Below are 25,198 nucleotides of genomic sequence, written 5' to 3'. Positions count from 1 at the left end.
TACCTATCATACCGCCCCCCCCCCCCCCCGGCGCCGCCCCCCCCCCCCCCCCCCCCCCCGCCCGCCGGGGGGGGGGCGCCCCCCCCCCCCCCCCCCCCGCCCGTCGCCGTTCGATCTACCCGTCGGTAGCATCCTGGGCATGGCAGACACGCAGCAGGTTGACGCGAAGGCCGAGCGCCAGGTGACCCGGCTCGCCCGGCGGATCGACTCCTTCTCCAAGGCGCACGGCGGCGCCGAGGGCCAGGTGGCCTACATCGGTGAGCGCGGCGCCCGCATCGTCCTCGTCGGCGAGGACGGCGGCTGGGGCGACCTCGTCGCCACCTCCTTCGACATCGCCCGGAAGGCGGTCGAGAAGTCCGGGATCACCGTGCACGAGGACTTCGACGGCGAGTTCGCGGCCAAGGTCACGACCGGCCCGTACGAGTGGTCGCGCATGGCCGGCATCCAGGTGGGCGGGCCGAGCAACACCTGAGCCCGGGTTCACCCGTCGGGGCCGTGGGAAGCCGCAGGGCGCACGGTCCCGTCACGGGGAGTCCGGATGATCGAAACGCCTCCCTGGTGGACCCGTACTGCCACGGCGTGCTCGGAACGGACCTGGGCCTCGGCACCTTCGAGGCCCGGCTCGCCCGCGGACGCGCGGCGGGTGGCCGAGATGATCGCGTGGGGCAACGCGAGCCGGGTCCACGGGGTGGAGCGAGGCGGGCCGGGGCAGCCACGCCCGGGAGCCGGCAGGGGCTCACCACGGGGACGCGCCCGGGTCACGCGGTCTGGAACCCGCCGGGCACCCCGAAGATACTGGCCCGATGCCGACCGACGCCCTGCTCGACCGCTTCCTCACCGGCCTGGCGCCCCTCGCCCCCGTCGCCGTCTGGGCCCACGGCTCACTGGCCGGCGGCGACTACCAGGAGGGCCGCAGCGACCTCGACCTGATCGCGGTGCTGGACGGCCCGGTGACGCCCCGGACGGTCTGGCGGCTCGGCCTGCTCCACGCCCGCCTGCGCGACGCGCCCCTCGCCGGACAGCTGCACTGCACCTACCTGACCCCCGGCACCGTCCGCGACGCCGGGCGCCGGCACGTCACCTGGGCGCACCAGCAGCTCTTCAAGCGCACCGTCACCCCGGTCACCCGGCGCGAGCTGCACGCCTTCGGGCGTGTCCTGCACGGCGAGCCGCCGCGGCACCTGCTGCCCCCGGTGCCGGACGCCGAACTCGCCGGGTTCGTGGTCCGCGACCAGCGGGACTTCTGGCGGCCGGCCGTACGGCGCCCGCACCTGTGGAAGCAGGACGTCTGGGTCGACCTGGGACTGCTCACCCTCGCCCGGGCCACCGTCACCCTGCGCGACGGCCGCCTGATCAGCAAGCGCGAGGCCCTGGCGGAACTGCCGGCCCTCGGCGCGCCGGGCGAGGTCGTCGAGGACATCGCGCGACGGCGTTACGGGACCCCCGAGGCGCCCACCGGGGAGTGGACCGCCCGCCGGGCCGAGCTGACCCGGGACTACTTGGGGCCGGCCATCGACACGCTGGTGGCGTCGTACGACTGAACGGGCAGCTCGGGCGCCGCCTCCTCCGGGCGCTCCCGCAGCGACAGCAGCACCCGCACCGTGCCGATCCACACCAGGCAGGAGCCGAACATGTGCAGGCCGACCAGGACCTCGGGCAGGTCCGTGAAGTACTGCACGTAGCCGATCACGCCCTGGGCGAGCAGGATCAGGAACAGGTCCCGGGTGCGGGCCAGCGGCCCCCGGGGCGCGTCGACCGCCTTCAGCACGAACCACAGGGCGAACGTCAGCGTCACCACGATCCACGCCAGCACGGCGTGCAGCTTGCTGACCGTCTCCCAGTCCAGCGGCATCCGGGGGACGTCGCTGGAGTCGCCCGCGTGCGGACCCGCGCCGGTCACCACCGTGCCGGCCGCGATCAGCAGGACGGACACGGCGACCAGGACCCACACGAGCTGCTGGACGGCCTTGCCGACCAGGGGGCGCGGTGCCGCGTCGCCCTCCCCGGTGCGCTGCCACATCACCGTCGCCACCGCGATCAGCGCCGTCGACAGCAGGAAGTGCGCGGCGACGGTGTACGGGTTCAGACCGACCAGGACGACGATGCCGCCCAGGATCGCGTTGCCCATGACGACCCAGAACTGCAGCCAGCCGAGCCGGGTCAGTTCGCGCCGGTACGGCTTCTGCGACCGCGCGGCGATGATCGCCCAGCCGACCGCGGCGCACAGGACGTACGTCAGCAGACGGTTGCCGAACTCGATGACGCCGTGGAAGCCCATCTCGCTCGTGGTGGTCAGCGAGTCGTCGGTGCACTTCGGCCAGGTCGGACAGCCGAGGCCCGAGCCGGTCAGGCGCACGGCGCCGCCGGTGACCACGATCACCACGGCCATGACGAGTGCGGCGAGGGCCGCCCGCCGGACCGTCCGGGGTTCCGGGGTCCAGCGCGCGGCGATGAAGGCGAGCGGGTTGCGCACCGCGGCTGCGGCGTCGGCGCGGGTCACGTTTGGCACGCCGTCCATCGTAGGCGGCCGCTTGTGCACGCGTTCACGAGGGTCGGTCTGTCGCGGCATCCCGCTGCCGGCCTACTCCCAGCGGAAGAACTTCCCCGCGGCCGCGAGGCCCGCCACCGCCCACACGGCCAGGATCCCGAGGTCGCCCCAGGGCATCCCGGCGCCGTGCTGGAGGACGTCCCGCAGCCCGTCGGACAGGGCCGAGATCGGCAGCAGGCCCAGCACGTCCCGCGCCGCGTCCGGGAACTTGTCCAGCGGCACGATCACCCCGCCGCCCACCAGGAGCAGCAGGAAGACCAGGTTGGCGGCGGCCAGGGTCGCCTCCGCCCTGAGCGTGCCCGCCATCAGCAAGCCGAGCCCGGAGAACGCCGCCGTGCCGAACACCATCAGCAGCAGCACGGCGAACGGACCGCCCTGCGGCGACCAGCCGAGCGCGAAGGCGATCACCGTCAGCAGCACCACCTGGAGCACCTCGGTGACCAGCACGGACACCGTCTTGGCGGTCATCAGGGCCCAGCGCGGCAGCGGTGAGGCGGCGAGCCGCTTCAGCACCCCGTAGCGGCGCTCGAAGCCGGTGGCGATGGCCTGGCCGGTGAACGCCGTCGACAGGACGGCCAGCGCCAGGACGCCGGGAGCGAGGAAGTCGACGGCCTCGCCCTCGCCGGTGTCGACGATGTCGACCGAGCTGAACAGCACCAGCAGCAGCGTCGGGATGATCACCGTCAGCAGAAGCTGCTCGCCGTTGCGCAGCAGCATCTTCGTCTCCAGCACGGCCTGGGCCGCGATCATCCGGCCGAGCGGCGCCGCGCCCGGTTCCGGGGTGTACGTGCCGGGGGTGGTCGTGGTCACGCGCGCAGCTCCTTGCCGGTCAGCTCCAGGAAGACGTCCTCCAGGGTGTGCCGCTCCACCGAGATCCGGTCCGGCATCACCCCGTGCTGGGCGCACCAGGACGTCACCGTGGCCAGCAACTGGGGGTCGATCTTGCCGACGACCCGGTAGGAGCCGTGGGTCAGCTCGGCGGCCGAGCAGTCGGCGGGGAGGGCCTTGAGCAGCGAGGCCACGTCGAGCCCGGGACGGCCGGTGAAGCGGAGCGTGTTCTCGGCGCCGCCGCGGCACAGCTCCTCGGGCGAGCCCTGGGCGATGACCCGGCCGGCGTCGATGACGGCGACGTCGTCGGCGAGCTGCTCGGCCTCGTCCATGTAGTGCGTGGTGAGGATCACGGAGACGCCGTCGGCGCGCAGGTCCCGCACGAGGTCCCAGGTGGCGCGGCGGGCCTGCGGGTCGAGGCCGGCGGTCGGCTCGTCCAGGAAGACCAGCTCGGGGCGGCCGACCACGGCCATGGCGAGGGCGAGCCGCTGCTGCTGGCCGCCGGAGAGCCTGCGGTAGGCCGTGCGGCCGCACGAGCCGAGTCCCAGCCGCTCGATCAGGGTGTCCACGTCCAGGGGGCGGGCGTGCAGCCTGGCCACGTGGCGCAGCATCTCGTCCGCGCGGGCGCCGGAGTAGACGCCGCCGGACTGGAGCATCACGCCGATCCGGGGCCGCAGCTCGGGGCCCTGCCGCACCGGGTCGAGGCCGAGGACGCGCACGGTGCCGGAGTCCGGCCTCCGGTAGCCCTCACACGTCTCGACGGTGGTCGTCTTGCCGGCCCCGTTGGGGCCGAGCACGGCGGTCACGCCCGCCCGGGCCACCAGGTCGAGGCCGTCCACCGCGGTCTTCGTTCCGTACCGCTTCACCAGGGCCTGGACCTGGACCACGGGCTCGCTTCGCATGGGTCACGAGTCTAGGTTCGCCGCCGGGTGCTCAGGCGCGGGGGTGCGCGATGCCCTCCGCGCGGGGCCGGTGCACGGGCAGCCACCGTTCGGCGTAGGCGACCGCGTCCGCCAGCGGGAACAGCCGTACGTCGGCCGCGCCGACCCGGCCGCGCACCACGGGCCGGTCCCGCTCGAAGTCGTGGCCCAGTTCGTCGAACCCGTCCGACGTGATCGACACCTCCGTCACGTGCTCCCATCCCGCGGGTCCCGGCCGTCCCACCACGACCAGCGGGGAGGGGACGCGGTACTCGGCCAGGTGGAAGGCGGTGCACGCGTCGTAGCCGGCCCCCAGCAGCAGCACGCGAGCGCCCGTGCGCTCCAGCACGGCCAGCGGGCTGCGCTCGCCGAGGCGGCAGTCGGCGGCGTGGCCGGCGACCACCTCGGCGGCGCGCGGGCCGACGGCGGCGAACGAGGTCTGCGGGTGCGCGCTGCGCAGGGCGCCCGGCCAGGTGCGCACGGTCTCGGGTATGACGCCGACCCCGCGCGAGGGAGTGGTCGCCGGGTCGTACGGGGGCATCGCGGTCCGGATGGTGTCCCACCACTCCTCGGGCACCGGCGGGTTGCTCCACAGGGCCGGGTCGGACAGGTCGCCGGTCTGGGTGGGCACCACCAGGGTGCCGTCCGGGCCGAGCACGTCGAGCAGGGCCTGGACGACCGCGACGGGACCTCCGCAGACCCAGCCGAGAGCGCTGAGGGAGGAGTGCGCGAGGAGCGTCTCGCCGGAGCGGACCCCCAGCTCGCGCAGGCCGGCGGCGAGTGTGCCGCGGGTGACGAGAGGGCCGGTCGGAGCGGGTTCGGGCATGCGCAGGAGTGTCGCCGAAGCCGGCCCCGGACGCCAGCGGTTTGATCGATCAAAGATCGTTTGCGCAGGTCACCTTAGGTATGCCTAAGTGACGCAGGGCACCGTGCGGTGATCCGGACGCGGCTTGCCCGTGCCTCGAGAATTACGCAACAATGGCGTTGTGAAAAACGTTGGCGAGGCTCCGCAGGAGGAACTCGCGACCGGTGAGCGGTCCACCCGCAACCGTGTCGCGCGCTCCATCCTGGACCACGGGCCGTCGACCGTCGCCGAGCTCGCCGGGCGTCTGGGCCTGACCCAGGCCGCCGTCCGGCGCCACCTCGACGCACTGGCCGCCGACGACGTGGTCGAAGCCCGGGAACAACGGGTCTACGGCACGCGCACGCGCGGGCGGCCGGCGAAGGTCTTCGCGCTCACCGACTGCGGCCGCGACGCCTTCGACCAGTCGTACGACAAGCTCGCCGCGGACGCCCTGCGCTGGATCGCCGAGCGGGAGGGCGGGGAGCAGGCCGTGGCCGCCTTCGCCCGCGCCCGCGTCGCCGCCCAGGCGGGTCCCTACCGCAAGGCGGTCGAGTCGGCTCCGCCGGAACGCAGGACGGAAGCGCTGGCCAAGGCGCTGAGTGCGGACGGGTACGCTGCTACCGCGCGCAGCGCGCCCCGGCCCCAGCAGGGCGAACAGCTCTGCCAGCACCACTGCCCGGTCGCTCACGTCGCCGAGCAGTTTCCGCAGTTGTGCGAGGCGGAGACGGAATTTTTCGCCGAGCTGCTCGGTACGCATGTGCAGCGGCTCGCGACGATCGCACACGGCGACGGCGTCTGCACGACGTTCGTTCCCAAGACTTCCAAGACCACCGACAACGCATCCACAAGCACGGCCGGGAGGAACCCCGCATGACTCTCCCCACGGAGACTGCTCACCCTGAGCTCGAGGGCCTGGGCAAGTACGAGTACGGCTGGGCCGACTCCGACACGGCCGGCGCCTCCGCCAGGCGCGGCATCGACGAGGACGTCGTCCGGGACATCTCCGCGAAGAAGAACGAGCCGGAGTGGATGACCAAGCTCCGCCTCAAGGGCCTGCGCCTGTTCGAGAAGAAGCCCATGCCGAACTGGGGCTCGGACCTGTCGGGCATCGACTTCGACAACATCAAGTACTTCGTGCGCTCCACGGAGAAGCAGGCGGAGTCCTGGGAGGACCTGCCCGAGGACATCAAGAACACGTACGACAAGCTCGGCATCCCCGAGGCGGAGAAGCAGCGCCTCGTCGCCGGTGTCGCGGCCCAGTACGAGTCCGAGGTCGTCTACCACCAGATCCGCGAGGACCTGGAGGAGCAGGGCGTCATCTTCCTCGACACCGACACCGCGCTGAAGGAGCACCCGGAGCTCTTCAAGGAGTACTTCGGGACCGTCATCCCCGTCGGCGACAACAAGTTCGCGTCGCTGAACAGCGCCGTGTGGTCCGGCGGCTCCTTCATCTACGTCCCGCCGGGCGTGCACGTCGAGATCCCGCTGCAGGCCTACTTCCGTATCAACACGGAGAACATGGGCCAGTTCGAGCGGACCCTGATCATCGTCGACGAGGGCGCCTACGTGCACTACGTCGAGGGCTGCACGGCTCCGATCTACAAGTCGGACTCCCTGCACAGCGCCGTGGTCGAGATCATCGTCAAGAAGAACGCCCGCTGCCGCTACACGACCATCCAGAACTGGTCGAACAACGTCTACAACCTGGTCACCAAGCGCGCCGTGGCGTACGAGGGCGCGACCATGGAGTGGATCGACGGCAACATCGGCTCCAAGGTGACGATGAAGTACCCGGCCGTCTACCTGATGGGCGAGCACGCCAAGGGCGAGACGCTGTCCATCGCCTTCGCGGGCGAGGGCCAGCACCAGGACGCCGGTTCCAAGATGGTCCACATGGCGCCGAACACCTCCTCCAACATCGTCTCCAAGTCGGTGGCGCGCGGCGGCGGCCGTACCTCGTACCGCGGGCTGGTGGAGATCGGCGAGGGCGCGGCCGGATCGAAGTCGAACGTGCTGTGCGACGCGCTGCTCGTGGACACCATCTCCCGCTCGGACACGTACCCGTACGTGGACGTGCGCGAGGACGACGTGTCCATGGGCCACGAGGCGACCGTCTCCAAGGTCTCCGAGGATCAGCTCTTCTACCTGATGAGCCGCGGTCTCACCGAGTTCGAGGCGATGGCGATGATCGTGCGCGGCTTCGTCGAGCCGATCGCCAAGGAGCTGCCGATGGAGTACGCCCTCGAGCTCAACCGGCTGATCGAGCTCCAGATGGAAGGCGCGGTGGGCTGACCCGCCCCCGGTCCTGACCGTCCAGCCCCTTACGTAACGGAAAGCGAGCACTACGACAGCCATGGCTGAGGCTCAGAACATCCCGGTGGGCTCCACCACCGCCGGTGCGATCGCGGTGGCCGCCGAGGCCGACTCGACCGTCGCCACGCGCATGAGCGCGCCCCCGTCCTTCGACGTGGCGGACTTCCCGGTCCCGCACGGCCGCGAGGAGGAGTGGCGGTTCACCCCGCTGGAGCGGCTGCGCGGCCTGCACGACGGCACCGCCACCGTCACCGGCGAGGGCGTCAAGGTCACCGTCGAGGCGCCGGAGGGCGTCACCGTCGAGACCGTCGGGCGCGACGACGCCCGGATCGGCCGGGCGGGCGCCCCGGTGGACCGCGTCGCCGCCCAGGCGTACTCCGACTTCGAGCAGGCCGGCGTGGTCACCGTCCCCAAGGAGACGGTGCTCACCGAGCCGATCCGCATCGCCGTGCACGGCGAGGGCGGTGTCGCCTACGGCCACCAGGTCGTCGAGCTCGGTGCCTTCGCCGAGGCCGTCGTGGTCATCGACCACACCGGTGACGCGGTGCTCGCCGCCAACGTCGACTTCGTGCTCGGCGACGGCGCCAAGCTGACCGTCGTCTCCGTCCAGGACTGGGACGCCGAGGCCGTGCACGTCGGCCAGCACAACACCCTGATCGGCCGCGACGCCTCCTTCAAGTCCGTCGTCGTCACCTTCGGCGGCGACCTGGTCCGCCTGCACCCGCGCGTGCGGTACGCCGGACCCGGTGGCGAGGCCGAGCTGTTCGGCCTGTACTTCACCGACAAGGGCCAGCACCAGGAGCACCGCCTCCTGGTCGACCACAACGTCCCGCACTGCAAGTCGAACGTCGTCTACAAGGGCGCCCTGCAGGGCGACGACGCGCACGCGGTCTGGATCGGCGACGTGCTCATCGAGGCCAAGGCCGAGGGCACCGACACCTACGAGATGAACCGCAACCTCGTCCTCACCGACGGCGCGCGGGTCGACTCCGTGCCCAACCTGGAGATCGAGACCGGCGAGATCGTCGGCGCCGGCCACGCCTCCGCGACCGGCCGCTTCGACGACGAGCAGCTCTTCTACCTGATGGCGCGCGGCATCCCCGAGATCGACGCCCGCCGCCTGGTGGTCCGCGGCTTCTTCGCCGAGCTGGTCCAGCAGATCGGTGTCCCGGACATCGAGGAGCGCCTCCTCGCCAAGATCGAAGAGGAGCTGGAGGCGTCGGTCGCATGACCTTCGTACGCGTCTGTGGAGCGGACGAGCTGGAGGAGGACACCCCGAAGCGGGTGGAACTCGACGGCACGCCGATCTCCGTCGTGCGGACCGAGGGCGAGGTCTTCGCGATCCACGACATCTGCTCGCACGCGAACGTCTCGCTGTCCGAGGGCGAGGTCGACGACTGCCACATCGAGTGCTGGCTGCACGGCTCGCGCTTCGACCTCCGCTCGGGCAAGCCCGACAGTCTTCCGGCGACGCGCCCCGTCCCCGTATACCCCGTAAAGATCGAAGGGGACGACGTGCTCGTCTCCCTCACCCAGGAGTCCTGAGGCACCCATGGCAACGCTTGAAATCCGAGACCTGCACGTCACCGTCGAGGCCGACAACGCCACGAAGGAAATCCTCAAGGGCGTCGACCTCACCGTGAAGCAGGGCGAGACGCACGCCATCATGGGCCCCAACGGCTCGGGCAAGTCGACCCTCGCCTACTCGCTCGCGGGTCACCCCAAGTACACGATCACCGGCGGCACCGTCACCCTCGACGGCGAGGACGTCCTGGAGATGTCCGTCGACGAGCGCGCCCGCGCCGGCCTGTTCCTCGCCATGCAGTACCCGGTCGAGGTCCCCGGCGTCTCGGTCTCCAACTTCCTGCGCACCTCCGCCACCGCCGTCCGCGGCGAGGCCCCCAAGCTGCGCACCTGGGTGAAGGAGGTCAAGGAGGCCATGGAGCGCCTCAACATGGACCCCGCCTTCGCCGAGCGCAACGTCAACGAGGGCTTCTCCGGCGGTGAGAAGAAGCGCCACGAGATCCTCCAGCTCGAGCTGCTCAAGCCGAAGGTCGCGATCCTCGACGAGACCGACTCCGGCCTGGACGTCGACGCCCTGCGCGTCGTCTCCGAGGGCGTCAACCGCGTCCGCGAGACCGGCGAGGTCGGCACCCTGCTGATCACGCACTACACGCGCATCCTGCGCTACATCAAGCCCGACCACGTCCACGTCTTCTCGGCCGGCCGCATCGTGGAGTCCGGCGGCGCCGAACTCGCCGACAAGCTGGAGGAAGAGGGCTACGAGGCATACACGAAGGGCGGCGCATCCGCGTGACACAGCTGCCGGGCCTCCTCGACACCGAGGCGATCCGCAAGGACTTCCCCATCCTGGACCGAGTGCTCCACGACGGGAAGAAGCTCGTCTACCTCGACAACGCCGCGACCTCGCAGACCCCGCGCCAGGTCATCGACGTCCTCGACGAGTACTACGAGCAGCACAACGCCAACGTCCACCGTGGCGTGCACGTCCTCGCCGAGGAGGCCACGGCACTGTACGAGGGCGCGCGGGACAAGGTCGCGGAGTTCATCAACGCGCCGTCCCGTGACGAGGTGATCTTCACCAAGAACGCCTCGGAGTCCCTCAACCTCGTGGCCAACATGCTCGGCTGGGCCGACGAGCCCTACCGGGTGGACCACGAGACCGAGATCGTCATCACGGAGATGGAGCACCACTCCAACATCGTGCCGTGGCAGTTGCTCGCGCAGCGCACCGGCGCGAAGCTCCGCTGGTTCGGCCTGACCGACGACGGCCGCCTGGACCTGTCCAACATCGACGAGGTCATCACCGAGAAGACGAAGATCGTCTCCTTCGTGCTGGTCTCCAACATCCTGGGCACCCAGAACCCCGTCGAGGCGATCGTGCGCCGCGCCCAGGAGGTCGGCGCCCTCGTGTGCGTCGACGCCTCCCAGGCCGCGCCGCACATGCCGCTGGACGTACAGGCCCTCCAGGCCGACTTCGTGGCCTTCACCGGCCACAAGATGTGCGGCCCGACCGGCATCGGCGTGCTGTGGGGCCGCCAGGAGCTGCTGGAGGACCTCCCGCCGTTCCTCGGCGGCGGCGAGATGATCGAGACGGTCTCGATGCACTCCTCCACGTACGCCCCGGCACCGCACAAGTTCGAGGCGGGCACGCCGCCGATCGCGCAGGCGGTCGGTCTCGGCGCGGCGATCGACTACCTCAACTCGATCGGCATGGACAAGATCCTCGCCCATGAGCACGCGCTGACCGAGTACGCGGTCAAGCGCCTGCTGGAGGTCCCCGACCTGCGCATCATCGGCCCCACCACGGCCGAGGAGCGCGGCGCCGCGATCTCCTTCACACTGGGCGACATCCACCCGCACGACGTGGGCCAGGTCCTCGACGAGCAGGGCATCGCCGTCCGGGTCGGCCACCACTGCGCGCGGCCGGTCTGCCTGCGGTACGGAATTCCTGCGACCACGCGAGCGTCGTTCTATCTGTACTCCACGCCGGCCGAGATCGACGCGCTGGTCGACGGCCTGGAGCACGTACGGAACTTCTTCGGCTGACGGGACGAGCGAATCGCATGAAGCTGGACTCCATGTACCAGGAAGTCATCCTGGACCACTACAAGAACCCGCACGGGCGTGGTCTGAGGGATGGCGACGCCGAGGTGCACCACGTCAATCCGACGTGCGGCGACGAGATCACGCTGCGCGTGAAGTACGACGGCACGACGATCAGCGACGTCTCCTACGAGGGGCAGGGCTGCTCGATCAGCCAGGCCTCCGCCTCCGTACTGAACGAGCTGCTCGTCGGCAAGGACCTCGCCCAGGCGCGGAGGATCCAGGAGACCTTCCTGGAGCTGATGCAGTCCAAGGGCAGGATCGAGCCCGACGACGCCATGGAGGACGTCCTGGAGGACGCGGTCGCGTTCGCCGGGGTGTCGAAGTACCCGGCCCGGGTCAAGTGCGCCCTGCTGAGCTGGATGGCCTGGAAGGACGCGACGGCTCAGGCGCTGGACGCCGACGCCGAGAAGGAGACGACGGCATGAGCGAGACCGTGGAGATGAAGCCGGCCTCGGAGGAGGAGCTCCGTGAGGCCCTGATGGACGTCGTCGACCCCGAGCTGGGCATCGACGTCGTCAACCTCGGCCTGATCTACGGCATCCACGTCGACGACGCGAACATCGCCACCGTCGACATGACCCTGACGTCGGCGGCCTGTCCGCTGACGGACGTGATCGAGGACCAGGCCAAGTCCGCCACGGACGGCCTCGTCAGCGAGCTGCGCATCAACTGGGTCTGGATGCCGCCGTGGGGCCCGGACAAGATCACCGACGACGGCCGCGAGCAGCTCAGGGCGCTCGGGTTCAACGTCTGAGACGCAGACTCCCGCAAAACGGCGGCACCCCCTCGGGGTGCCGCCGTTCCCGTTTCCCCGCGGCCGCTCCCGTGTGCGTGCCGCCGTCGCCCGGACCCCGGGCGGAGCCCGTTATGTACGCTCGTACACATGGGATATCTGCTCCTCGCCGGAGCCATCGCCGCAGAGGTCGCCGGTACGACCGCCATGAAGTACAGCGAGGGCTTCAGCCGGCTGGGGCCGTCCCTCCTGACCGCTCTCGGGTACCTGATCTCGTTCGCGCTGCTCGCCCAGACCCTCAGGACCCTCTCCGTGGGCACGGCCTACGCCATCTGGTCCGGCGTGGGCACCGCGGCCATCGCCACGATCGGGGTGGCGTTCATGGGGGAGGGGATGACCCTCACCAAGGCGGCCGGGATCGCGCTGATCATCGTCGGCGTGGTGGTGCTGAACCTGGGCGGCGCACACTGATGGCCCGGCGCCACGACCCCGGCCGGCGGCAGCGGATCATCGACGCGGCGATCCGGGTCGTCGGCGCGAAGGGCATCGCCGGGCTCAGCCACCGTTCCGTCGCCGCCGAGGCCGATGTGCCGCTCGGCTCCACCACGTACCACTTCGCGTCCCTCGACGAGCTGATGGTCGCCGCGCTGCGCCAGGCCAACGAGGGCTTCGCCGAGGTCCTCGCGGCCCACCCGCCGCTGTCGGACCCCGCCGCCGACCTCGCCGGGGCACTCGCCCGCGTGCTCGGCGAGTGGCTCGGCGGCGAGGGCGTGGAGCTGGAGTACGAGCTGTACCTGGCCGCCCTGCGCCGGCCTCCGTTGCGCCCGGTCGCGGCGGAATGGGCCGAGGGCGTCGCCGCGCTGCTCTCCCGCCGCACGGATCCGGTGACGGCCCGGGCCCTGGTGGCCCTGATGGACGGGATCTGCCTCCAGGTCCTGCTGACGGGAGCGCAGTACGACGAGGAGTACGCGCGGGAGGTGCTGGGGCGGGTGATCGACGCAGGGCGGTGAAGGGGGCCCGGCCGGCGCCCGGTGAAGGAGTCCGGGCGCGTCCCACCGCCCTCGGCCGCTCGCGTACCGCCCGGCACGCGAGACGGGCGCGGGCTCGGCTCGCTTCCACCGGTGGTGGCCGGTTAGGTTGCCCTCATGACCGACACGACTGCTCCTCGCACCACCGGCGCCGTGGCCGCCGGCCTCGCCACGATCGCCGCCGACGGCACCGTTCTCGACACCTGGTTCCCCGCCCCCGAACTCGTCGCCGAGCCCGGCCCGGCCGGCACCGAGCGGCTCTCCGCCGAGCGGGCCGCCGAGCTGCTGGGCGGCGGCGCGACCGCGGCGGTCGGTCCCGACGCCCGCCGCGGCGTGGACGTGGTCGCGGTCCGCACGGTCATCGCCTCGCTCGACGACAAGCCGATCGACGCCCACGACGTCTACCTGCGTCTGCACCTGCTCTCGCACCGCCTGGTCAAGCCGCACGGCCAGAACCTGGAGGGCATCTTCGGCCACCTCGCCAACGTCGCCTGGACCTCGCTCGGCCCGGTCGCCGTCGACGACATCGAGAAGGTCCGCCTCAACGCCCGCGCCGAGGGCCTGCACCTCCAGGTGACCTCGATCGACAAGTTCCCGCGCATGACGGACTACGTCGCCCCCAAGGGCGTGCGCATCGCCGACGCCGACCGGGTGCGGCTGGGCGCCCACCTCTCCGAGGGCACCACGGTCATGCACGAGGGCTTCGTCAACTTCAACGCGGGCACGCTCGGCACCTCCATGGTCGAGGGCCGCATCTCCGCGGGCGTCGTGGTCGGCGACGGCTCGGACATCGGCGGCGGCGCGTCCACCATGGGCACGCTGTCCGGCGGCGGCAACGTGATCATCTCCATCGGCGAGCGCTGCCTGGTCGGTGCCGAGGCGGGTGTCGGCATCGCCCTCGGTGACGAGTGCGTGGTCGAGGCCGGTCTGTACGTCACCGCCGGCACCCGGGTCACCCTGCCCGACGGCCAGGTCGTCAAGGCCCGCGAACTCTCCGGCGCCTCCAACATCCTCTTCCGCCGCAACTCGGTCACGGGCGCGGTCGAGGCCCGCCCGAACAACGCGGTCTGGGGCGGACTCAACGAGGTGCTGCACAGCCACAACTGATCACGGGCGGCCGTGACCTGCGGCCGTCTCGTTGTTCAACGTCCTGACCTGCTGTTGAGCTGTCGACGGTTGTCGACGCTGGTCATCGCTGAGCGCCCTTCCACGGCCCCCAGACGGCCCGGGAGGGCGCTTTGGTTCTGGAGTGAGTTGCCCCTCGGCTCGGTGTGCTGCCTGTAGTACCAGGCCAGAAGCGGGACCCAAAACCTCCGAAGACCCTCGATGCCAGGTAGGGCGGCTATATCATTCCATCCCAAGTGTAGTGAGGGGCGGGTCGATTGATCCTGCGCGAGTTCTTGCTTGCGGACACCGACAAGGTGCGGGCCATGCTGCCCAGCTTTAACGGGGATTTGCGGAGGAAGAGCGCGTGGGTGAATAGCCCTCCCCCTCTTTACCCTGTACTACTGGCGATGGGTCGATAGAATTGTGAGCGAGGTCTAGTGATTCGCACGGTTGCCGACCTTCTTTCAGGGATTCTCCGAGACGAGTTGCCGAAACTCGACAATGCCCCCGTAAAGCATGCTCCAACCATCGGAGACATGTACGAGGGCTTGTCTTCCGAGCTATTGAGTCGCGCCCTTCCTGACGGGTTGGGACTGCGGGTAGTATCCGGATTTGCCCGCGATGGTCAGGGGCACCTATCTGGTCAACTCGACTGCATGGTGGTGAGGGGCGAAGGGGAGAAGCTGCCATACACAGAATCGTATGTGTGGCATGTAAAAGACATCATCGCCGTCGTCGAAGTTAAGAAGACTCTCCACTCGGCCGAGCTCCGTGATGCGTTCGCCCACCTCAAGACGGTAGGCGAGATCGAGCACTCTTATTATCAAAGTGGAGATGAAGAGCTGGACGACCCTGATCGCGATATGACTCCGTCTGCTCGAACGTTCGCCGAGATGACGGGACGGATTGCTTGGGATGCGGAAGGGTTCACTGCTCTTCCGTTCGAAGAGGAGGCTGTGTTTCATGCGCTTCTCTTGGAGCAGGTTTCTGCAATTCGAGTCATTCTGGGGATGCACGGATTCAAGAGCGAGCTGGCATTCCGATCGTCAATGATCGACTACCTTGAGCGGAATATTGGCAACAATGGATTCGGTCCGACATCTTTCCCTCAATTGATCATTTCGGGTGGCTATTCTCTAGTGAAGACCAATGGGCGTCCATTTATGGCGCCTTTGGTCGATGGGTGGTGGCCGTTTTATTTCTCTACGCCGGAGAATCCGCTGAGGTTGCTCTTGGAGTTCATGTGGACTCGGCTGGATGAAATGTATGGACTTGGACATGCTTTCTGGGGGGAAGATCTTGAGATGGAGGTCGGAAGGGCTCTATTGAGCTTTCGTGCGGGACGTGTTGACGGAAGAGCTGGTTGGCAAGTAAGGGTGCACCAGGCTGATGATGAAGCGCTGAACGGGATTCCGGTGGCAGAGCAGTGGAGTCCAGAATTCGTCGGAGAGGAGGAATTTGTCCTGCTAACGCGGTTGTGTCAAGGGAGAGAAGTGTGTTTCGATGACCCTAAAATGCTTTCTTGGCTAGAGTCTCGCGGGGTTCAACTGAATGACGTGCTAAATCGTCTGCTGGAAACTCGCCTTGTCGCCTCCTCTGGGCGGGATCTAAGACTCATCACGAAGAAATGTCAATTGGCAATTCTGCCAACAGGTGAATATGTTGCAGCGGAAAATAGTACTGGGCGATTGGATCGTTGGATCTCTCGTCGTATCGAGAGTCTGCGCAAGGGTGCTTCCGGTGAAGGATTGGCGTGAACATTTGTGAGATGCACGAACTTGCTGTCACGTTGACGCACTAGGTCGGCGGAGCGGCTTTGGGCTGGAGCTGCTTTGGGGCGAGTGATCATGGCCCCGTAAGCTTCCGGCGCGTCGGGCAGTCTGTGGACCTGCCCGGTAAAGCACGACGTTGGGGCCATGATCTTAGAGGCTCGCCCCAAAGTGGCTGCCTAAAGCCGTGGAGCCGACCGCCCCAGCCACAGAGGGTTTCTCCCCACGCCATGCCCGCAGCCGCCGAGCGCGCCGCCGGGCGCGGCCAGCCGGGGCGCAGGCAGGAGGCAGGCCGCGCCGCAGAGGCGGCGCGCGCCCGCGCCGTGCGCGGGCCTTGATGAAGTAGGGAAAGTTGTACCGCACCCATGATCGGCATCGCTCGATCGTGGCCCTGTCGGCTCAGCGCACGTCTCGGATACCGTTCCAGGTATGCCTTCTGCATTGGACACGCCCCAGGGGGCGTCTGCACTCGCCGAGTCCCTGCTTCCTCAGCTCGGGAACCGCTGGCTGCACACTCAGGCGGTGGCCGCCCGTGCTCAGGAGGCTGCCGCGGCCGTGCCTGAGGCTGATCGCGACCTCCTCGTCGCCGCAGCGTGGCTGCATGACATCGGGTACGCCCCCGAACTGCGGGACACGGGGTTCCATCCCCTGGACGGAGCGCGCCATCTGCAGGCGTTGGGTGCGCCGGCGCGGTTGGTGCGACTTGTCGCCCATCACTCTGGGGCCGTGTACGAGGCCGAGCAACGCGGGCTCTCGGCAGAGCTGGCCGTCTACGAGCGGGAGGACTCCCCGGTTCTCGACGCGCTGATCTTCGCCGACATGACGACCGGTCCCGCCGGGCAGTCCTTCAACTTTGACGTCCGGATCGATGAGATCCTGGTCCGCTACGAGCCGGGCAGTGAAGTACACAACGCGATCAGCAAAGCGCGTCCGTACCTTCAGGGCGCCGTGGAGCGGACCCGCGACCGCCTCGCCGCTCAGCCGATATAGGGCTCGGTTCGGCCGGCCAAACCGTGCTCGATCCGCATCCGCATCGACGGGTGGATGCTCAGCTCGTCCAACTTGCTCGGGTCTACGAACGCGACTTCCTTGCTCTCGCTGCTCGTGCGCAGCTGGCCGCCGACGATGCGAGCGTGGAAGCAGATGGAGAACTGCTGGCGGACCTCGCCGTCGTTGTACGCCATGACGTGTCCGGGGTTCGTGTAGATCCCGACCAGGCCGGTCACCTCCACGTCGAACCCGGTCTCTTCCTTGGTCTCGCGTACCGCCGCGTCGGGGGCTGACTCGCCCAGGTCGATGCCGCCTCCGGGCAGTGCCCACAGGTCGTTGTCGGTCTTGTGGATCAGCAGGACTTCTCCGGCCTCGTTGCGGGCCACTGCGGTCACGGAGGGGACGAGGCTGTTCGCCTTCGGGGCGTTCGGATCGTTGAAGTAGTCGACTCGTGCCATGGGTTCAGCGTTGCACGTCCGGGGCTTGCTATGCCGTCCGGCCCTGCTCCCATGCGTAGTCGAAGCTCCGCATGTAGTGCCGGAACGTCCGCGCTCCCGGCAGGTACTTGAAGTGCATTACCGGGTTCTGCCCGGCGGGAGCTCCGAGCACATGAGGGTTCACCAACACGTCGTCGTCGAACCGATAGATCGAGTTGTAGAGGATCGTGTCGTGCAGGCGGACTTCGACGCCAGGCGTCGACATGGCAGGTTGCAGGTACCGGCGCGTGATCCGGGCTCGCGCCGCGAGGTCGTCGCCGATGCCCTCCTCTTCACCGCGCTGGCGGACAGCCTCGGACTCCGGGTCGCCCAGCAGGATGCGGACCTGTGCGCCGGCCTTCGCCTTCTCGGCCAACTGGTCAGGCAGGTCCGGGTGGCTGTCGAAGAGGAACAGTCCCGCGTACACCAGGATGTCGACCTGGTCCGTCGCCTTCTCGATCAGCGACGACCACAGCGGGGCAGGGACAGCACCGCGGTGCGGGTAGTACGTGATCAGCTCGGACGCGCTCGCCTTCTCGGCCTGCTTCTCGGCTGACGGCCAGAGATAGACCTCGTCGGCCCCGAGGAAGCTCGCGGCCTTCCAACGGTGTCCCCGGTGTGGAGTCCGGTTGGTGGTGATCCAACGCTCGACGCTCTTGGGGTCCACTCCGACGTGTTCGGCAACGGACTGAATCGTCTCGCCCTTCGCTGAAATCGCCGCGCGCAGACGCTCGTTCGCCATGACGTGTCCTTCCTCAGGGGACCCGTAGGGACGTTTTGACGGTACCTCAGACGTCCCTAAACGTCCATACGGACCGTGATGCGTCCACCCCTCCTCGCGGTCTCCTGATGTCACCGACGGGATGTCGGTCAAAGCCTCAACCGCACAGGAGACAAGACGATGCGTCAGATCCCCGTGGACACCTCCGCCGCGACCGTGATGGTTGCCAAGAACCCCCAGCCCAAGGTCCGTGACCGCCGTACCGGCGAGATCGCCACCGACGCCGACACCGGCGCGAAGCTGATGGTCGTGGACGTCATGTTCGCCGCGAACGACGAGGTCGAGATCCTCGCCGTCACCGTCCCGGAGACGGGCATCTCCGGTGAGCTGACCATGGGCACCCCGGTTGCGCTCACGGGGCTGATCGCCCGGCCGTGGGAGAACGACTTCAACGGGCAGAAGCGACACGGCATCGCCTTCCGCGCCGTTGCCGTGACCTCCCTGGTCGACACCGCCACAACCGCGAAGGCGGCCTGACCATGACCGGCTTCACGGTCGCTCTCGTGCTGGTCGTCGCCGCTGCGGGTCTCCTGCGGTGGCGGCGCCCCGCCTGGTACTGGCTGACCTTCGGGGTCACCCTCGCCGCGCTGCGGGTTCTGATCCGCTACGGCTCGGTCATGGACGCCTGCGGCCTCACCGTCCCGGCCCCGCGATGGCGCCTGACCCTCGCCCGGATGACCAACCGGCCCGTTCCCGGTCCTCGGGCCCCGCGCATCCTGCGGCTCCGCGTCACCCGCACCGGCCTGGTGTTGCGGCTCAAGCTCCGTCCCGGTCAGGACGCCTTCGACGTGGCCGCGTCGTGTGACCGGCTGCGGCACTCGTTCGCCATGTATGGCGTCACCTCGCGTGAGCTGCGCTCGGGTGTGGTGGAGCTGCGGATGACCGGCTACGACGTCCTCAAGCGCGTACAGATGCCCGCCCTTGCCGAGACCCGGCCGATGCGGGTGCCGGTCGCCCTGCGCGAGGACGGAGCCGTGCACTACCGCGACTACCGCGCCGTGCCGCACGGGCTGGTCATCGGCGCCACCGAGTCCGGCAAGTCCGTCTACCAGCGCAATCTGGTGGCCGCGCTCGCGCCGCAGCGGGTCGCCCTGGTCGGCATCGACTGCAAACAGGGCGTCGAGCTGTTCCCGCTGGCCCGCCGGTTCTCCGCGCTCGCCGACAACCCCGACACCGCTGCCGAACTCCTCGACGCCCTGGTGTCCCACATGCAGGACGTCTATCAGCTCATTCGCGCCGAGCAGCGGATCACGGCTGATGTGCCGGATGCGGAGATCGCCGCCGACATCTGGGACCTGCCCGAGGACCTGCGGCCGGTGCCGATCGTGGTCTTGGTCGATGAGGTCGCCGAACTCGCCCTCTTCGCGACCAAGGAGGACGAGAAGCGCAGGGACCGGATCATCACCGCCCTGGCTCGGCTGGCCCAGCTCGGCCGTGCCGCCGGTATCTATCTGGAGGTCTGCGGGCAGCGTTTCGGCTCTGAACTCGGTAAGGGCATCACGATGCTCCGTGCCCAGCTCACCGGCCGCACCGCCCACCGCGTCAACGACGAGGCCAGCGCGAACATGGCCTTCGGCGACATCGCCCCGGACGCCGTCCTTGCCGCCATTCAGATCCCCACCGACACCCCCGGCGTCGCCATCACGGGTGACTCGGCCGGCGGCTGGGCTCGCATCCGCGCCCCGCACACCTCGCTGCGACATGCGGTGAACGTCTGCAACCGGCACGCCGACCTCACCCCGGACCTGCCTGCCCTCGCGCCGTTCCGGCCCGCCCTCAACACCCTCGCCCCGGTTCCGGCCCCGGCCGTCGAGTCGGCCCCGACCGCCGCCTGACCCCGGAAAGGAGGACACCGCGATGCGCACCGCACTTCGCCCGGACGCCGTTCTCGTACAGGCCGTGATCGCCGGTGCCCTGTCCTTCGCCCATCTGCACGACCTGGCCGCCGCCGCGGGACAGGACGGCTGGAAGGCATGGGCCTACCCGATCTCGGTGGACCTGCTTTTCGTCGCCGCCTGGCGACGGCTGCGCACCGACGGGCCGTCCCGGCTGGCCTGGTGCTGGTTCCTGATCGCTCTGGTCGCCTCGCTCGGCGCGAACGTCGCCACCGCCGGACTCCTCGACCTGAGCGACGTCCCGGCCTGGCTGCGCATCCTCGTCGCCGGATGGCCCGCCCTCGCCTTCCTCGGTGGCACCCTCCTCGCCCACACCCCGGATGCGTCGGCACTCGCTGCTCAGGACCCGGCGCCCGAAGCCGCGCGCGAACCGGAGCCCGTGCCCGAACCGGACCTGGAGCCCGTGGCCCTCCCGGACCGCGAGGAAACCCCGGCTCTGCCGGTCGCTGATCCGGCCCCGGCTTCGCCGCCGACGGTTCCGGTCCCGGCCGCGCTGGTCGATCACGCCCGGAAGGTCGCCGCCGACCACGAGCACCGCACCGGCTCCCGGATCGACGCCGACACCCTCCGTGCTCGCCTCGGCGTCCCGCCGCACCTGGCCGACGCCATCGCTGCCCAGCTCGTCTGACCCGAGAGGAGAACCCTCGTCATGCCTGCTCGTGACTTCTTCCACTCCGTGATGCGGATCGGCCCGGTGCAGATCGGTACCCACCGTGACCGGCACGGCCAGACCAAGCACGCCGCGGTGTGCGGCAACGACGGATGCGGCTGGTCCGCCGACTACACCAGCCAGTCCGCCGCCCAGCTCGCCGCCCGCACCCACCGCTGCAAGGTCCGCTAGGAGGTCACCCGTGGACGTCCCGCTCTGGTTCGCCCTGCTGATCGTCGGAGTTCTCGGCGTCAAGCTCATCCGCCCGCCCTGGTGGCTCATCGCCGTACTTCTGCTGGGTGGCTACCTCCTCGCCGACAGCCTCTTCGCCCCGGTCATCGACACCGCCGTCAAGTAAGGAGATCCGCTCATGTTCCGGCCCAAGCTCCCGGCCATGCCCCAGCCCACTGGCATCGTCACCCCGCCTGCCGTCAGCGAGCCCACGACCATCACCCCGGGCACCCCGGCCACACCGCCGGCCCCGATTGCCCCGCCTTCGGCCCCGGCCTCGGCCCGGCCCACGATCCAGCTCACCCCGGGTACCGCGCTCGCCCTCGTCGGCGGCGGCACCGCCGTGGTCCTGGTCGTCGGCGCCGTCCTGGTCTCCATGCTCCTGGCTGTCGCCATCACCGCCGCCTCGGTCGCCGTCTGCGCCCTGGTCGTCCGCTCGGTCCTCACCTCCCAGCAGCGTCGCTGAACGGACCGCCGGGGCGACGCACAAGCCGCCAAGCACGCCGCCGCCGCCGGGCAGGCCGTTCCGCTCACCCAACCGCCATCGCCAAGGAGAAACGCCATGGAAGCGCAGATCGCCGCGACCCTCGTGCCGTTACTCGGCTGGGCCGTGCACGGTGGCATCCTCGCCCGCCGTCTCGCCACCGCCCGACGCGACCCGCTCACCGGCCTGCACACCCGCGCCGGATGGACCGCCCGCGCCGAACACTGCATCCGTCGGCACCCCACCGCGGCCGTGCTCCTGGTCGACCTCGACCACTTCAAGACCCTCAACGACACCCACGGCCACGCCGCAGGAGACGCCGCCCTCGTCGCCACCGCCGACCGGCTCCGCACCTGGTGCGGACGCAACGGGACCGCCGGACGCCTGGGTGGCGATGAGTTCGTGGCCGTCGTCCGCGACCTGGCCGCCGCCGACCTCGACGCGCTCACCGCCGCGCTTCACCGGCCCCTGCCCTACAACGGCACGGCACTGCCGCTGGCCGCTTCGGTGGGCACCTGCCCGGCCGCCGAGCTGCCGGTGCGCACCTTGCCCGATGCCCTCGCCGCCGCCGATGCGGCCATGTACGCGGCCAAGGGCCGTGGCCGCCGTGGCTCGCGCACCTCTCACTGACCGGCCGCCGGGTGGCGCACAAGCCGCCAAGCACGCCGCCACCCGGGGCCGTTCCTTCCAACCGCAATCGAAAGGAACCACCATCATGGCGCACCGCACCCCGCCCCCGCCGAGGATCTGCCCGGCCTGCGACGGCTTCGCCTCCGTCGCCGTCACCCTCGGCGGCCGGAATGCCCGCGGCCACCTGCGCACCATCACCGCCCACTGCCCGGCCTGCCACGGCACCGGCACCGCCCCCGCCCGCCGCGTCCGGGAGGGCGCCCGTGCCTGACGCACTGCTCGACCGTGCCACCCTCGGCGACCTGCTGAGGGTGGCTTCGGCCGTCGACTACCACCGCTGGCACGAGCAGATTCGCCGTACCGGCGGCTGCGCCGACCCGATCCACCTGCGCGGCTGGGTGCTCCACAAGGACAAGACGACCGGCGAGACCCTGCACCACTACTCGACCGAGGACGAGCCGGGCGGACGGCTCCGCCTCGCCTGCGGCAACCGCCGCGCCTCTCGCTGCCCGTCCTGCGCCTGGACGTACGCGGGCGACACCTACCACCTCATCCGCGCTGGCCTCGCCGGGGACGACCGCCGCGACGTTCCCGCCACCGTCCGCGACCATCCCCGCGTTTTCGCCACCCTCACCGCCCCCTCGTTCGGCCCGGTCCACAACCGTCCCGACCGCGGGGCCTGCCGCTGCGGCACCCACCACGCGCCCGACGCTCCGAAGCTGGGCACCGCCCTCGACCCGGCAACGTACGACTACGCGGGCGCCGTGCTGTTCAACAACCACGCCGGACAGCTCTGGCGGCGCTTCACCAACCGCCTCCGCCGGGAGGTCGCAGCCTGCGCTGGCATCACGCAACGGGAGCTGAAGGAGTGCGCCCGACTGTCGTACGGCAAGGTCGCCGAGTTCCAGAAGCGGGGCGCGGTGCACTTCCACGCCGTGATCCGCCTCGACGGACCGGACGGCCCCGACACCCCGCCCCCGGTCTGGGCCACCCTCGATCTCCTCACCGACGCTATCCGAGCCGCCGCCGCGCACTCCTACACCTCGGTCTCCATCCCGGCCGCCGACGAGCAACCCGCCCGCACCTTCCGCTGGGGCACCCAGCTCGACGTACGGCCCATCAAGGCGTTCGGGGACGGCTCCGAAATCACGGAACAGGCAGTGGCCTCCTACGTCGCGAAGTACGCCACCAAAGCCGCCGAGAACACGGGCACCCTCGACCGGCGGATCGGTGAGCTGTCCGAACTCGACCGCCACGGCGTCCCCGACCACACCCGCCGCCTCGTCGCAGCCTGCAAGCTCCTCGACCCGCTGTACCCGGACCGGCGGCTGTGGGCCTGGGCGCACATGCTCGGCTTCCGTGGCCACTTCTCCTCCAAGTCCCGCCGCTACTCCACCACCCTCGGCGCACTGCGCCAGGCACGCGCCGACTACCGCGCCGCACAGGAACACGCCGCCCTCGGCCTGGACGACGCCGAGCCGGACACCGTCCTCGTCCTGGCCGACTGGCAGTACGCCGGCCACGGCCACACTCCCGGTGAATCCGTCCTCGCCGCCACCATCGCCCGCGACATCCAGACCAACCGTGAGACCGCCCGCGAAGCCCTACGCGACCAAATGACTCACGAAGGGGAGTGGTGATCGTGGCGACGCGTCTGCCCCACCGGTACCTGACGCCCGAGGACCTGGTGGAGCTGTTCGAGCTGCCCAGCGTCGAGACGGTCTACCAGTGGCGCCGCAAGCGCATTGGCCCCCGCGGCTTCCGCGTCGGCCGGCATCTCCGCTTCGACCCCGAAGACGTCCGCGCCTGGGTGAAGTCCCGCATGGAAGAAGGAGCTGCCGCGTAATGGCCGGACACGTCCAAGACCGCTGGTACAAGAACGTTCCCGGCCCCGACGGCAAGGCCGTCCGGGTCAAGACCGACCGCTACGGCATCGGCCACCGCTACCGCGCCCGGTACATCGCGCCGGACGGCTCCGAGAAGTCCAAGAGCTTCCCGGACAAGCAGAAACGCAAGGCGGATCAGTGGCTCGCCAACATCGAAGCGGACATGTCGCAGGGGAGGTACATCGACCCGGCCGCGGGCTCGGTGACCTTCGGCGAGTACGCCAAGAAGTGGATGGCCGCGCTCACCATCGACCCGGTGACCCGTGAGAGCGTCGAAATCCGTCTTCGAGTCCACGCCCTTCCGTACTTCGGTGACCGGCCGATGGCCTCCTTCCGTCCCTCCCATCTGCGCATATGGATGCGAGAGCTGGAAGCCACGGGACGCGCGGCGTCCTATCGGCGGTCAATCTTCGCCAACGTGTCCGCCGTGTTCACCGCCGCCGTGGAAGACCGGATCATCGCCGAGAACCCGTGCCGCGCTCGCTCCGTCCGGGCACCGTCCCTCGACGGGCGCAAGGTCAAGCCCTGGACCTTCGAGCGCGTGATGGCAGTACACGAGGCCCTGCCGGACGCCTATCAAGAGATGGTGTCCCTCGGGGCGGGGTGCGGCCTTCGGCAAGGCGAGATCTTCGGCCTGGCGCTCGAAGACGTCGACTTCCTCGGGGGCACGGTCCACATTGTCCGGCAGGTCAAGCTCCTGCGAGGCACGCAGTTGGTCTTCGGCCCGCCCAAGGGCGGCAAGGAACGGCATGTGCCCTTGCCCGAGACGGTGGCCTTCGCGCTGGCCGATCACATCACGAGGCATGAGCCGATGGAGGTCACGCTGCCCTGGAAGACCCTGGACGGCCCGCCCGTCTCGGCCTCGCTGCTGTTCGCCAGCGCTCGGAACAAGGCTCTGGCTCTGCACCGGAATCGCTTCAACCAGTACGTGTGGCGACCGGCTCTCGAATCCGCCGGCATCCCCCTCGGCCGCGAAAACGGCATGCACGCCCTCCGCCACTTCTACGCCTCGGTCCTCCTGGACGCGGGGGAGAGCATCAAGGCCCTGAGCGAGTACCTGGGCCACCACGACCCGAGCTTCACCCTGCGCACGTACACGCACCTGATGCCGAACAGCGAGGCGCGCACCCGGTCCGCCGTCGACCGGGTCTTCCGCGGCCCGGACAGCACCGAGGACGGCCCCGAAACGGCCCCTGGGGCAAGCTGACCCCCTGACCTGCACCGCGATCAGAACAGCCACAACTGACCGTGGCGAGCGGTGACTTGCGGTCGCCGTCCTGGTCGGCGCCCCGACCTGTCGCCGAGGTGGCGGGAGTTGCCGGGGCCAGGGACCCGTGAGCGCCCTTCCGTGGCCCGAGACCGGGCGGGGAGGGCGCTTTCGCGTGCTCCGGAGACCCGAAGTGGCCGACGTCGGGCGGTGGTTCCGTTAATGGTTTGCCGTCGGGAGGTCGGGGCG

The 25,198-nt window shown here is 69.7% G+C and carries 32 protein-coding genes; 26 read left to right on the top strand and 6 right to left on the bottom strand.

The genetic code is table 11. The features are described from left to right. Positions 1-139: 139 nt before the first annotated feature. Positions 140-472, top strand: coding sequence for a hypothetical protein (locus tag ACH499_RS00715; RefSeq protein ID WP_356203745.1), 333 nt, complete (start codon positions 140-142; stop codon positions 470-472). A gap of 331 nt (positions 473-803) precedes the next feature. Beyond that, on the top strand, positions 804-1,541 hold the full coding sequence (locus ACH499_RS00710; protein WP_399013019.1) for a nucleotidyltransferase: 738 nt from the start codon (positions 804-806) through the stop codon (positions 1,539-1,541). Here ACH499_RS00710 and ACH499_RS00705 read toward each other — a convergent pair. The 4 genes from ACH499_RS00705 to ACH499_RS00690 are packed head-to-tail and all read right to left on the bottom strand — an operon-like array spanning position 1,496 to position 5,122. Then, positions 1,496-2,569, bottom strand: a complete 1,074-nt coding sequence (locus ACH499_RS00705; RefSeq protein WP_399013017.1) for a heme A synthase — start codon at positions 2,567-2,569, stop codon at positions 1,496-1,498. The genes ACH499_RS00710 and ACH499_RS00705 overlap by 46 nt on opposite strands. A 12-nt stretch (positions 2,570-2,581) precedes the next feature. Further along, a complete protein-coding gene (locus ACH499_RS00700) occupies positions 2,582-3,298 on the bottom strand; it encodes an ABC transporter permease (protein ID WP_365595723.1) in 717 nt (238 codons plus the stop codon). A 56-nt stretch (positions 3,299-3,354) separates the two neighbouring features. Further along, positions 3,355-4,278 carry an ABC transporter ATP-binding protein gene (locus tag ACH499_RS00695; protein WP_356203751.1) on the bottom strand — a complete coding sequence of 308 codons (924 nt, stop codon included), beginning with the start codon at positions 4,276-4,278 and terminating at the stop codon, positions 3,355-3,357. 31 nt (positions 4,279-4,309) lie between these two features. Further along, entirely contained in the window at positions 4,310-5,122 is an 813-nt protein-coding gene (locus ACH499_RS00690) for an aminoglycoside N(3)-acetyltransferase (protein ID WP_399013014.1), read from the bottom strand. Between the two features lie 160 nt (positions 5,123-5,282). On the opposite strand from ACH499_RS00690, the gene ACH499_RS00685 reads away from it, so the two are divergent. The 13 genes from ACH499_RS00685 to ACH499_RS00625 all read left to right on the top strand — a co-directional run bounded on the left by ACH499_RS00685 (position 5,283) and on the right by ACH499_RS00625 (position 16,710). Next, positions 5,283-6,014 carry an ArsR family transcriptional regulator gene (locus ACH499_RS00685; RefSeq protein ID WP_356203753.1) on the top strand — a complete coding sequence of 244 codons (732 nt, stop codon included), beginning with the start codon at positions 5,283-5,285 and terminating at the stop codon, positions 6,012-6,014. Continuing rightward, on the top strand, positions 6,011-7,432 hold the full coding sequence (sufB, locus tag ACH499_RS00680) for a Fe-S cluster assembly protein SufB (RefSeq protein ID WP_189228404.1): 1,422 nt from the start codon (positions 6,011-6,013) through the stop codon (positions 7,430-7,432). The genes ACH499_RS00685 and sufB overlap by 4 nt, the downstream gene beginning before the upstream one ends. A gap of 61 nt (positions 7,433-7,493) precedes the next feature. Then, a complete protein-coding gene (sufD, locus tag ACH499_RS00675; RefSeq protein ID WP_399013013.1) occupies positions 7,494-8,684 on the top strand; it encodes a Fe-S cluster assembly protein SufD in 1,191 nt (396 codons plus the stop codon). After that, entirely contained in the window at positions 8,681-8,998 is a 318-nt protein-coding gene (locus ACH499_RS00670) for a non-heme iron oxygenase ferredoxin subunit (RefSeq protein ID WP_351140629.1), read from the top strand. Before sufD ends, ACH499_RS00670 begins: the two co-directional genes overlap by 4 nt. Before the next feature lie 7 nt (positions 8,999-9,005). Beyond that, a complete protein-coding gene (gene sufC / locus ACH499_RS00665) occupies positions 9,006-9,770 on the top strand; it encodes a Fe-S cluster assembly ATPase SufC (RefSeq protein WP_351017094.1) in 765 nt (254 codons plus the stop codon). After that, positions 9,767-11,023 (top strand): cysteine desulfurase, encoded by a 1,257-nt coding sequence (locus ACH499_RS00660; RefSeq protein WP_356203756.1) that lies wholly within the window; start codon positions 9,767-9,769, stop codon positions 11,021-11,023. The genes sufC and ACH499_RS00660 overlap by 4 nt, the downstream gene beginning before the upstream one ends. Positions 11,024-11,040: 17 nt before the next feature. Continuing rightward, complete coding sequence (gene sufU, locus ACH499_RS00655) at positions 11,041-11,508, top strand: Fe-S cluster assembly sulfur transfer protein SufU (protein ID WP_356203757.1); 468 nt, start codon at positions 11,041-11,043, stop codon at positions 11,506-11,508. Further along, positions 11,505-11,837, top strand: a complete 333-nt coding sequence (locus tag ACH499_RS00650; protein ID WP_030403776.1) for a metal-sulfur cluster assembly factor — start codon at positions 11,505-11,507, stop codon at positions 11,835-11,837. The genes sufU and ACH499_RS00650 overlap by 4 nt, the downstream gene beginning before the upstream one ends. 129 nt (positions 11,838-11,966) lie before the next feature. Continuing rightward, complete coding sequence (locus ACH499_RS00645) at positions 11,967-12,287, top strand: multidrug efflux SMR transporter (RefSeq protein ID WP_356203759.1); 321 nt, start codon at positions 11,967-11,969, stop codon at positions 12,285-12,287. Further along, entirely contained in the window at positions 12,287-12,826 is a 540-nt protein-coding gene (locus ACH499_RS00640) for a TetR/AcrR family transcriptional regulator (RefSeq protein ID WP_399013009.1), read from the top strand. The genes ACH499_RS00645 and ACH499_RS00640 overlap by 1 nt, the downstream gene beginning before the upstream one ends. Before the next feature lie 135 nt (positions 12,827-12,961). Further along, a complete protein-coding gene (gene dapD / locus ACH499_RS00635) occupies positions 12,962-13,951 on the top strand; it encodes a 2,3,4,5-tetrahydropyridine-2,6-dicarboxylate N-succinyltransferase (RefSeq protein ID WP_356203761.1) in 990 nt (329 codons plus the stop codon). Positions 13,952-14,388: 437 nt separating this feature from the next. Further along, the gene (locus tag ACH499_RS00630; protein WP_399013006.1) at positions 14,389-15,708 is read left to right on the top strand and encodes a DUF6602 domain-containing protein; all 1,320 of its coding nucleotides are present in this window, start codon (positions 14,389-14,391) and stop codon (positions 15,706-15,708) included. A gap of 441 nt (positions 15,709-16,149) precedes the next feature. Beyond that, positions 16,150-16,710 (top strand): HDIG domain-containing metalloprotein, encoded by a 561-nt coding sequence (locus ACH499_RS00625; protein ID WP_399013004.1) that lies wholly within the window; start codon positions 16,150-16,152, stop codon positions 16,708-16,710. Here the strand turns inward: ACH499_RS00625 and ACH499_RS00620 are convergent. Beyond that, positions 16,698-17,168 carry an NUDIX hydrolase gene (locus ACH499_RS00620; RefSeq protein ID WP_399013001.1) on the bottom strand — a complete coding sequence of 157 codons (471 nt, stop codon included), beginning with the start codon at positions 17,166-17,168 and terminating at the stop codon, positions 16,698-16,700. The genes ACH499_RS00625 and ACH499_RS00620 overlap by 13 nt on opposite strands. Positions 17,169-17,196: 28 nt before the next feature. Further along, complete coding sequence (locus tag ACH499_RS00615; RefSeq protein WP_356299750.1) at positions 17,197-17,928, bottom strand: XRE family transcriptional regulator; 732 nt, start codon at positions 17,926-17,928, stop codon at positions 17,197-17,199. A gap of 159 nt (positions 17,929-18,087) precedes the next feature. Between ACH499_RS00615 and ACH499_RS00610 the strand changes: the two genes are divergently transcribed. From ACH499_RS00610 to ACH499_RS00560, 11 genes are all read left to right on the top strand, one after another. Continuing rightward, positions 18,088-18,444 carry a hypothetical protein gene (locus ACH499_RS00610; RefSeq protein ID WP_356299748.1) on the top strand — a complete coding sequence of 119 codons (357 nt, stop codon included), beginning with the start codon at positions 18,088-18,090 and terminating at the stop codon, positions 18,442-18,444. Between the two features lie 2 nt (positions 18,445-18,446). Beyond that, positions 18,447-19,802: an FtsK/SpoIIIE domain-containing protein gene (locus ACH499_RS00605; RefSeq protein ID WP_399012999.1), complete on the top strand. Its 1,356-nt coding sequence runs from the start codon at positions 18,447-18,449 to the stop codon at positions 19,800-19,802. Positions 19,803-19,824: 22 nt separating this feature from the next. Continuing rightward, on the top strand, positions 19,825-20,490 hold the full coding sequence (locus ACH499_RS00600; RefSeq protein ID WP_356299744.1) for a DUF2637 domain-containing protein: 666 nt from the start codon (positions 19,825-19,827) through the stop codon (positions 20,488-20,490). 21 nt (positions 20,491-20,511) lie between these two features. Continuing rightward, positions 20,512-20,703: a mobile element transfer protein gene (locus tag ACH499_RS00595; protein WP_053637548.1), complete on the top strand. Its 192-nt coding sequence runs from the start codon at positions 20,512-20,514 to the stop codon at positions 20,701-20,703. 10 nt (positions 20,704-20,713) lie between these two features. Beyond that, on the top strand, positions 20,714-20,869 hold the full coding sequence (locus ACH499_RS00590; RefSeq protein ID WP_356299742.1) for a hypothetical protein: 156 nt from the start codon (positions 20,714-20,716) through the stop codon (positions 20,867-20,869). A gap of 12 nt (positions 20,870-20,881) precedes the next feature. After that, positions 20,882-21,208: a SpdD-like protein gene (locus ACH499_RS00585; RefSeq protein WP_399012997.1), complete on the top strand. Its 327-nt coding sequence runs from the start codon at positions 20,882-20,884 to the stop codon at positions 21,206-21,208. Positions 21,209-21,304: 96 nt separating this feature from the next. After that, positions 21,305-21,856, top strand: a complete 552-nt coding sequence (locus tag ACH499_RS00580) for a GGDEF domain-containing protein (RefSeq protein WP_399012995.1) — start codon at positions 21,305-21,307, stop codon at positions 21,854-21,856. 85 nt (positions 21,857-21,941) lie between these two features. After that, a complete protein-coding gene (locus ACH499_RS00575) occupies positions 21,942-22,127 on the top strand; it encodes a hypothetical protein (RefSeq protein ID WP_356299736.1) in 186 nt (61 codons plus the stop codon). Further along, positions 22,120-23,496 carry a replication initiator protein RepSA gene (gene repSA / locus ACH499_RS00570; protein ID WP_399012993.1) on the top strand — a complete coding sequence of 459 codons (1,377 nt, stop codon included), beginning with the start codon at positions 22,120-22,122 and terminating at the stop codon, positions 23,494-23,496. Before ACH499_RS00575 ends, repSA begins: the two co-directional genes overlap by 8 nt. 2 nt (positions 23,497-23,498) lie before the next feature. Beyond that, on the top strand, positions 23,499-23,702 hold the full coding sequence (locus ACH499_RS00565; RefSeq protein ID WP_399012992.1) for a helix-turn-helix transcriptional regulator: 204 nt from the start codon (positions 23,499-23,501) through the stop codon (positions 23,700-23,702). Beyond that, a complete protein-coding gene (locus ACH499_RS00560; RefSeq protein WP_399012991.1) occupies positions 23,702-24,949 on the top strand; it encodes a tyrosine-type recombinase/integrase in 1,248 nt (415 codons plus the stop codon). The genes ACH499_RS00565 and ACH499_RS00560 overlap by 1 nt, the downstream gene beginning before the upstream one ends. The last annotated feature ends 249 nt before the right edge of the window (positions 24,950-25,198 follow it).

It is taken from the genome of Streptomyces sp. NPDC018947, assembly GCF_044390505.1.
Classification (GTDB): Bacteria; Actinomycetota; Actinomycetes; order Streptomycetales; family Streptomycetaceae; genus Streptomyces.
The sequence above is the reverse complement of the archived record's forward strand: the minus strand, read 5'-3'. Positions and strand labels throughout refer to the sequence as shown.